Genomic DNA, 8,319 nt, shown 5'->3' with positions numbered 1-8,319 from the left:
CGTATGCGTTGACGAATGTGACGTTGCCGTATGCGGTGGCGTTGGCGGACAAGGGGTGGGTGCGGGCGTGTCGTGAGGATCGGTCGTTGGCGTTGGGGCTCAATACTCATGGTGGTGAGTTGACCTATGCGCCGGTTGGTGAGGCGCATGGCATCGCGGCTGTGTCCCTGGACGACGTACTGGCCTGACGGGCGCTCAGAGCACCGCGTCGAGGAACGTGCGCGTCTCCTGGTGTCGGGTCCGGGTGAACAGCTCCTCCGGGGTGCCCTGCTCGAGGATGACTCCCTCGTGGAAGAAGGCCATGCGGTCGGCGACCTCGCGCGCGAAGCCCATCTCGTGAGTCACCACCATCATCGGCATGTGCAGGTCCAGGGCGAGGCGCTTCATCACACCCAGCACCTCGCCGGTGAGCTCGGGGTCGAGGGCTGAGGTCGGCTCGTCGAAGAGCATCACCTCCGGCTCCATCGCGAGTGCCCGCGCGATCGCGACGCGCTGCTGCTGGCCGCCGGACAGGCGGATCGGGTGTTCGTCGGCCTTGTCCGCAAGGCCGACGCCGTCGAGCAGCTCGAGTGATCGCCGGCGGATCGAGGCGCGGTCGTCCCCGCCGCGGCGGCCCAGCGCCAGTGGTCCCGACATGACGTTGTCCAGGGTGGTCAGGTGGGGGAAGAGGTTGAACTGCTGGAACACCATGCCGACGTGGATGCGGACCTGGCGGATCTGTTCGCGCTTGCGGCGGGTCCGGTGCCCCCCGGACAGACGCTGCCCGGCGATCTCGACGGTCCCTTCGGTGGGGTCCTCGAGGAAGTTCACGCAGCGCAGGAGAGTGGACTTGCCGGAGCCAGATCGACCGAAGATGACGATCACCTCGCCCTGGTGCAGGTCGAGGTCGACCCCGCGCAGCACCTCGTTGTCCCCATAGGCCTTGCGCAGTCCCGAGATCCGCACGACGACGTCGCCGCTCATGCGCCACCCCCCGCGCCCGCGTGGGGCGGCGTGATCGCTTTCGCGATCGACCCGGCGTCGCGCACGTAGCCGGTGGCCATCCTGGCCTCGAGCCGATTCTGGAGCAGTGAGAAGAGCGCGGTCAGTGCCCAGTAGAACAGTGCGACCAGCACGTAGGCCTCGAGGTTCTTGAAGTCGGCCTTGCCGACCAGCTGGCTGCGGCGGAAGATCTCGGCGCTGGCCGCCGTCACGCCGAGGAACGAGATGAGTGCGGTGTCCTTCATCATCGCGATGAACTCGTTGCCGGTCGGCGGGATGATCACTCGCATCGCCTGTGGCAGGATCACCCGCCGCATCTTGGTCACGTACGTCATGCCCAACGCATCGGCGGCCTCGCCCTGGCCGTGGCTGACCGACTGGATCCCGGCTCGGAAGATCTCGGTCATGTAGGCGCCGTAGTTGAGGCCCAGCGCGATCGTGCCGGCGGTGGCTGCCTCGAGGATCAGTGCCTGCTCGAAGTTCGTGCCGAGGTCGGGGAAGCGGTCGACGAGGTTGTTGCCGATCTGGGGCAGGGCTAGATAGATGAGGAACATCTGCACGATCAGCGGGGTGCCGCGGAAGAACGACACGTAGAAGCCCGCGACACCGAAGGCGATGGGGTTGCGCGACAACCTGGCCAGCGACCCCAGGGTCGCGAGCACGATCGCCAGGATGATCCCGCCCAGCGCGATCAATAGCGTGAACCGCAGGCCGCCTGCGATGAAGGTGAAGTTCTCCTTCATCCAGTCCGTGTCGTAGTCGGCGAGGTAGAACAGGGTGCCGACGCCGGCGAACAGCACTGCCCAGACCGCGGCCACCTTGAGCCGGAACGGAACCCGCGCCGAGGCGAGGGCGATCTGCTCCCAACGATCTCCGGGCCGGTCGGTCACTGCTGGACCGTGAGGTCGAGCCCGTCGTACCACTTCTTCGACATCGCGGTGAGTGTGCCGTCGGCGTGCATGTCGGCCACGATCTGGTTGGCCGCCTCGGCCAGGCTGGCCGGGTCGAGCTCGGCGCTCTTGTCGATCGCGACGCTGAGCGGTTCGTAGAACAGCGGGTCGCCGACCAGCTTCACCGGGTTGCCCTCGTTGATGTAGCCCTGACCGGTGGTCGAGGAGGTGATCACCGCGTCGAGGCGGCTGCCGTCACCGAGCGCCAGGTCCTGCAGTGCGGTCGTGTCGGTGTCGTAGCCCTTGATGACGGCGTCGTCCACGACGAAGTCGAAGGTGAAGCCGGCGATGTCGAGCGACTTGTCGAGGAACTGCTCGTAGGTGCAGCCGCTGCAGACGCCGACCTTCGCGCCGTCCAGGTCGGTGCTGAGGTCGCTGATGCTCGTGTTGTCGGCGTTCACCAGCGCGACCGCGGGGGTGAAGTAGTAGGGGTCGGTGAAGTCGAGGACCTCCTGGCGGTCGTTGGTCGGGGTCATCGATCCGACACTCATGTCCCAGCGTCCGTTCCAACCTCCCGCCGTGATGACGTCCCAGGACGGGGTCTCCCACGCGATCTCCACGCCGAGGCGCGTGGCGATCTCGGTCGCGACGTCGATGTCGAAGCCCTCGTACTTCTGCTCCTTGGGCAGGTACTTCGACTGCGGTGGGTACGCCGGGTCCGTGGACACCGTCAGCACTCCCTTGTCACAGATCTGGGCGAGGAGGTCGCCGCTGGCGTCGGTGTTCTCGCAGACGGTGTCTCCACCTGCTGCTGGGGTGTCGCTCGCGGAGCCACCACCACCGGTGTCGGCATCGCCACAGGCGACGAGGACGAGGGCCGAGATCGTCAGGATCGGAAAGAGTAGGACCTTGCGCATGTCGGGCTCCTAGCAGTGACAACAGACGGCGATGTGAGACTGACACGCCTGATCTTGCTTGGGAAGGGTCTTGCGACGGGAGAATCGTTGCGACCCCAGCTCGCGACGGACCCGGCGAGCGGCCCTCAGGCCGTCTCGCTGCGACGCTCGAGCAGCACGGTGTCGCGCCAGATCCCGTCAAGCTGGGCGATCCGTGTGCGCACCGCCAGCGTGCGATAGCCGGCCGAGTGGTGCAGCGCCAGGCTGGCTCGATTCTCGGGGAAGATGGAGGTCTGCAAGGTCCACAGCCCGGCGCGGTCCGCCTCGGTGACCTGGGTGAACAGGAGTGCCTTGCCCACCCCGCGCCCGCGCGCCTCCTCGGTGACGTACACCGATGTCTCACCGACACCGGCGTAGCAGTCGCGGGTGGAGACCGGCATGACCGCAGTCCACCCGACCACCTCGCCGCCGAGCTCGGCGACCCACGCCAAGCCCGGTATCCACTTGGCCCGCAGCTGTTCGGCGCTCGGCAAGGTGGTCTCGAAGGTCGCGTTGCGGGTGGCCAGACCTTCGCCGTAGATCGCGAGTACGGCGGGCAGGTCGGCGTCGGCCGGGACTCGGGTGGTGACGTCCGCCGGGAGATCATCGGGACAGCAGGGGGGCGAGGACAGGGTGCCCATCACGACGTCTGCGGCGTGCGGGAGTCCGGTGCAGCAGGCGGGATTGACCGAGACCATGCTGGCGGTCCCGACCTTGTCGACCACCACGAAGCCCACCCTCTTGAGCAGCTCGACGTGGTGGGAGCACGTGGACTGGCTGACACCCAGGACCGCCGCGAGGTCGCCGATCCGCATCGAGGCGGACGGGGTCGTGGACAGCGCATGGAGCAGTCGCACCCGGGTCGGGTCGGCGAGCAGGGAGAACCACTCGGCGTAGTTCTCGGCGTCTGCCTTGCTGAGGCTCGGTGCCGGTCGCGGGGCGGCTGCGACGGGTGAGGACGTCATGGGTCAACCGTACCTTGCTTTCATCGAGGACCATCGATACAGTCATGCATCGATGTTCGTCGATGCAATAGTCCCGAGGAGCCTTTCATGCGATACCCCGTGGTCATCATCGGTGCAGGCCCCATCGGACTGGCCGCCGCCGCCAACGCCGCCGGGCGAGGCATGCCCTTCGTCGTCCTCGAGGCCGGGTCTGATGCCGGTGCTGCCGTCGGTGAGTGGGGCCACGTCCGACTGTTCTCGTCCTGGTCCGAGCTCGTCGACCCCGTGGCGCGGCGGCTCCTCGACGCCGCGGCCTGGGAGGCCCCGGACGAGACGGCCTACCCGACCGGGGCGGAGTGGCGCGAGCGCTACCTCCAGCCGCTCGCCGACCTGCTCGCGCAGGTGCCTGACGGGGAGGTCCGTTACGGGGCCTGCGTGACCGGCGTCGGGCGCTCCGGTCGTGATCTGCTGGTCGACTCAGGGCGCGAGGCCGACCCGTTCGCCGTACACCTGCGGACCGAGGGTGGGGCCGAGCGTCTCCTGGCCAGTGCCGTGGTGGACGCAACGGGCACCTGGGGCCGACCCAACCCCCTCGGGGCCGACGGCTACCCGGTACTGGGTGAGCAGGAGTCCGCCGACCGGATCACCTACGCGATCCCCGACTTCCGCGACCCCAAGGTCCGAGCGCGGTACGCCGGCAAGCATGTCGCGGTCGCCGGCAAGGGCGCCTCGGCCCAGGGTGTCCTGGTCGGCCTGGCTCAGCTCGCCGACGACCACCCCGGGACCCGGGTGTCCTGGCTGCTGCGTCGGCCAGGTGTCGGGGACGCCTTCGGTGGTGGCGACAACGATCAGCTCGAGGAGCGAGGACGGCTCGGTCAGGCGGCCAAGACGGCGGCGGCGCGAGGTCAGGTCACAGTGGTGACCCAGTTCCGCACCACGTCGGTCACCGGCGAGGAGGACGGACGACTGCGTCTCGTCTCGACCGACGGTCAGGAGGTGACCGAGGTGGACGAGGTCATCGTGGTCACCGGTTTCCGGCCGGACTTCAGTTTCCTGTCCGAGGTGCGGCTGGACCTCGACCCCACGCTGGGGTCCGCCCGCGCCCTGGCCGACCAGATCCATCCCGACCACCACTCCTGTGGTGACGTGGCGCCCCACGGCTACCGGGAGCTCGCCCAGCCGGAACAGGGGCTCTACCTGGTCGGCATGAAGTCCTATGGACGTGCTCCCTCGTTCCTCGCGATGACCGGTTTCGAGCAGGTCCGGTCGGTGATGGCGGCACTCGACGGCGATCTCGAGGCCGCTGGGCGCGTCGAGCTCGTCCTTCCGGAGACCGGCGTGTGCAACGGTGCGGGAGCCTTCGACGACCCCGATGGGGCCTTGGGTCAGGGAGGTTGCTGCGGCGCCCCGGCCGCCGCCGAACCGCAGCTGATCACGCTGGGTCGGGCGGGCGTTTGACATCGTCGCATTAACTCAATCATTATTGAGTCAATGATGACTGAGCGATCAAGGTCGGGTGAGGTCGATCCTCGCGTGCGCATCCTGGCCGCCATCGCGGACCCGGTGCGGCTCCGGGTGCTGGACGCCCTCGTCCTGGGCGACGTGTCGCCGGGAGAGATCGTGGCCCAGCTCGGATTGACCTCGAACCTTCTCGCTCACCATCTCGGGGTGCTGGAACGCGAGGGCCTGGTGACCCGGCACCGCTCCCAGGCGGACCGGCGCCGCAGCTACCTGCACCTGGTGCCCGGCGCCCTCGACGGGCTGCTTCCCGGCCAGCCGTCGAGCCTCACGGGGACCTCGCGCGTCGTGTTCGTCTGCACGGCGAACTCCGCACGTTCGCAGCTGGCCGCTGCGTTGTGGTCCCGGACCAGTGCGCTGCCTGTGACCTCGGCCGGCACCAAGCCTGCCGCGTCCGTGGCTCCGGGCGCCCTCGCCGTCGCCCAGCGGCATGACCTGCCGATGGCCCAGACGGCTCCGCGGTCTCTGGGAGACCTGGACGCTCGGGACTACGTGGTGACGGTGTGCGACCACGCCTACGAGGAGCTGAGTCGCAACGGCGGCCTGGGACCGCTGGAGCGACGCCAGCACTGGTCGGTCCCCGATCCGGTCCGAGACGGGAGCGCCCAAGCGTTCGAAGACGTGTACGCCGACCTCGAGGGCCGCGTCTCGACCCTCGCCCACCACCTCATCCCCGAGCTCGACCGAGCGCCGGCCTGACGGCCGTCAAGGAGCACGACATGTCCGACCCTGTGCACGAGATCACCCTCGACCAGCAGCTCGCGCTGCGGGTCGCCGCCTCCCGCCTGGCGGAGGAGTTCTCCGGGACCTTCAACGCCGAGACCATCGAGCGGTTCCTGACCTCCTCCTATGACCAGTTCGCGGGCCAGGCCGTGATCGTGAACTACCTGCCGCTGCTGGCCGAGCGTTTCGCGCGACAGCGGCTGCACGCCCTGTCGCGGATCGAGAGCCTCGCCACGGATGGTCGGGCGGCGGTGCTGTTCCTCTGCACGCACAATGCGGGCCGCAGCCAGATGGCGATGGGTTTCTTCGCCCACCACGCGGGCGAGGCAGGGATTGCCTGGTCGGGCGGCACCGAGCCTGGGATCGAGGTGAACCCCGCCGCCGTGGCAGCCATGGCCGAGCGAGGCATCGACATCTCACACGAGTACCCGAAGCCCTGGACCGACGAGGTGGTCAGGGCGGCCGACGCCGTCATCTCGATGGGGTGTGGCGACGCGTGCCCGGTCTTCCCGGGCAAGCGTTACGAGGACTGGGACCTGACCGACCCCGACGGTCTCGCCGTGGAGGACGTGCGCTCGATCCGCGACGACATCGAACGACGGGTCCTGATCCTCATCGACGAGCTCGGGATCCCCCGCGCTCCTGACCTCAACCCGACAGGCTCCTGATGACCCAGCAGACCCCCGGCACCTCCGCGCCGACGGAGGGAGGGGCGGGCCCGGACACCTCCGACGTCCTCCACCGGCTCTCGACCCTCGATCGGTTCCTGCCGGTGTGGATCGGCGTCGCCATGCTCGCCGGGCTGTTGCTGGGGCGTCTCGTTCCCGGCCTGGACGACGCGCTGGCAGCCGTGGAGATCGGTTCGGTCTCCCTGCCCATCGCCATCGGGTTGTTGGTGATGATGTATCCGGTGCTGGCCAAGGTCCGCTATGACGAGCTCGGTCACGTCACGGGTGATCGGCGGCTGCTCGCCACCTCGATCCTGCTCAACTGGGTGCTGGGCCCGGCGCTCATGTTCGCCCTCGCCTGGCTCCTGCTGCCGGACCTGCCGGACTACCGCACCGGGCTCATCATCGTCGGGCTGGCCAGGTGCATCGCGATGGTCCTCATCTGGAACGACCTGGCCTGCGGTGACCGTGAGGCTGCAGCGATCCTGGTGGCGATCAACGCCGTCTTCCAGATCCTCGCCTTCGCGTTCCTCGGCTACTTCTACCTCCAGGTGCTGCCCGGTTGGCTGGGGCTGGAGCAGACGCAGCTCGACGTCTCGGTGTGGGGCATCGCGAAGAGCGTCCTGGTCTTCCTCGGCATCCCGCTGCTGGCCGGCTTCCTGACCCGGACCTTCGGGGAGCGAGCTCGCGGCCGTGAGTGGTACGAGTCTCGGTTCCTTCCGAGGATCGGCCCGGCGGCCCTCTATGGTCTGCTGTTCACCATCGTCATCCTGTTCGCGCTCCAGGGCGACACGATCACCAACCAGCCCCTCGACGTGGCCCGCATCGCGGTGCCGTTGCTTGCCTACTTCACGTTGATGTGGGGCGGCTCGATGCTGCTGACGTGGGCGCTCGGCTTCGACTACCCACGCGCGACCGCGGTGGCGTTCACCGCCGCCGGCAACAACTTCGAACTCGCCATCGCTGTCGCGATCGGGGTCTTCGGGGTCACCTCGGGCCAGGCCCTCGCCGGGGTGGTCGGCCCGCTGATCGAGGTGCCCGCCCTCGTCGCACTCGTCTACGTCGGACTCTGGGCACGCCGGTTCTTCCACGAGCACGAGACGGACGGAGCCCGCAGATGACCAGCGCTGAACAGCCCGTGCCACAGGTCGTGTTCGCCTGCGTGCGCAACGGCGGCCGCTCGGTCATCAGCCGGGTGCTGGCCGAGCACTACGCGCAGGGCCGCGTCATCGCGCTGTCGGCCGGCACCCAGCCCGGGGAGCACATCCACCCCGAGGTCGCCTCGGTGCTGGAGAAGCTCGGCCTCGACACCTCGCGCGAGAAGCCCACGCTGCTGACCCGCGAGGCCATCGCAGCCAGCACCATGGCCATCACCCTCGGTTGCGGGGAGGAGTGCCCCTACGTCCCCGGAGTGACGTACGTCGACTGGCCGGTCGCCGACCCCGGCGGCCAGGACGAGGCGACGGTCCGCGCGATCATCGCCGACCTCGACGTCCGGGTGCGTGCCCTGCTGGTCGAGCTGGTCCCGGGCATCGAGCTCGGGCCCAGCGTGCTGCGAAACGAGTAGGCCCCGTGGGACTCGAACCCACAACCAACGGATTAAAAGTCCGGAGCTCTGCCAATTGAGCTAGGGGCCCGCAGGCGGCCCGGCGCCGCCCTG

Annotated in this window: 9 protein-coding genes, 1 tRNA gene and 1 pseudogene; 6 read left to right on the top strand and 5 right to left on the bottom strand. The window is 68.7% G+C overall.

Annotated features, from left to right (window positions below):
* Nucleotides 1–188 (top strand): annotated as a pseudogene (locus tag AB7I40_RS14980) (alanine dehydrogenase); the annotation flags it as partial.
* A gap of 7 nt (nt 189–195) precedes the next feature.
* Here AB7I40_RS14980 and AB7I40_RS14975 read toward each other — a convergent pair.
* The 4 genes from AB7I40_RS14975 to AB7I40_RS14960 all read right to left on the bottom strand — a co-directional run bounded on the left by AB7I40_RS14975 (nt 196) and on the right by AB7I40_RS14960 (nt 3,771).
* Nucleotides 196–963, bottom strand: a complete 768-nt coding sequence (locus AB7I40_RS14975) for an amino acid ABC transporter ATP-binding protein (RefSeq protein ID WP_428347391.1) — start codon at nt 961–963, stop codon at nt 196–198.
* The gene (locus AB7I40_RS14970) at nt 960–1,871 is read right to left on the bottom strand and encodes an amino acid ABC transporter permease (RefSeq protein ID WP_428347390.1); all 912 of its coding nucleotides are present in this window, start codon (nt 1,869–1,871) and stop codon (nt 960–962) included. Before AB7I40_RS14970 ends, AB7I40_RS14975 begins: the two co-directional genes overlap by 4 nt.
* A complete protein-coding gene (locus AB7I40_RS14965) occupies nt 1,868–2,788 on the bottom strand; it encodes a transporter substrate-binding domain-containing protein (protein WP_428347389.1) in 921 nt (306 codons plus the stop codon). The genes AB7I40_RS14970 and AB7I40_RS14965 overlap by 4 nt, the downstream gene beginning before the upstream one ends.
* A 125-nt stretch (nt 2,789–2,913) precedes the next feature.
* The gene (locus tag AB7I40_RS14960) at nt 2,914–3,771 is read right to left on the bottom strand and encodes a helix-turn-helix domain-containing GNAT family N-acetyltransferase (RefSeq protein WP_428347388.1); all 858 of its coding nucleotides are present in this window, start codon (nt 3,769–3,771) and stop codon (nt 2,914–2,916) included.
* Between the two features lie 87 nt (nt 3,772–3,858).
* On the opposite strand from AB7I40_RS14960, the gene AB7I40_RS14955 reads away from it, so the two are divergent.
* From AB7I40_RS14955 to AB7I40_RS14935, 5 genes are read left to right on the top strand one after another with little or no spacing between them, the layout of a single operon-like run.
* On the top strand, nt 3,859–5,208 hold the full coding sequence (locus tag AB7I40_RS14955; RefSeq protein ID WP_428347387.1) for an FAD-dependent oxidoreductase: 1,350 nt from the start codon (nt 3,859–3,861) through the stop codon (nt 5,206–5,208).
* A 36-nt stretch (nt 5,209–5,244) separates the two neighbouring features.
* Nucleotides 5,245–5,967, top strand: a complete 723-nt coding sequence (locus tag AB7I40_RS14950) for a helix-turn-helix domain-containing protein (protein ID WP_428347386.1) — start codon at nt 5,245–5,247, stop codon at nt 5,965–5,967.
* Nucleotides 5,968–5,987: 20 nt separating this feature from the next.
* A complete protein-coding gene (locus tag AB7I40_RS14945) occupies nt 5,988–6,659 on the top strand; it encodes an arsenate reductase ArsC (protein ID WP_428347385.1) in 672 nt (223 codons plus the stop codon).
* On the top strand, nt 6,659–7,780 hold the full coding sequence (gene arsB, locus AB7I40_RS14940; protein ID WP_428347384.1) for an ACR3 family arsenite efflux transporter: 1,122 nt from the start codon (nt 6,659–6,661) through the stop codon (nt 7,778–7,780). The genes AB7I40_RS14945 and arsB overlap by 1 nt, the downstream gene beginning before the upstream one ends.
* A complete protein-coding gene (locus AB7I40_RS14935) occupies nt 7,777–8,226 on the top strand; it encodes a low molecular weight phosphatase family protein (protein WP_428347383.1) in 450 nt (149 codons plus the stop codon). The genes arsB and AB7I40_RS14935 overlap by 4 nt, the downstream gene beginning before the upstream one ends.
* On the opposite strand, the gene AB7I40_RS14930 is transcribed toward AB7I40_RS14935, so the two are convergent.
* Nucleotides 8,224–8,296 (bottom strand) — tRNA-Lys (locus AB7I40_RS14930). The genes AB7I40_RS14935 and AB7I40_RS14930 overlap by 3 nt on opposite strands.
* Nucleotides 8,297–8,319 lie beyond the last annotated feature (23 nt).

This window comes from Nocardioides sp. (genome assembly GCF_050246775.1).
Taxonomy (GTDB): domain Bacteria; phylum Actinomycetota; class Actinomycetes; order Propionibacteriales; family Nocardioidaceae; genus Nocardioides.
The sequence above is the reverse complement of the archived record's forward strand: the minus strand, read 5'-3'. Positions and strand labels throughout refer to the sequence as shown.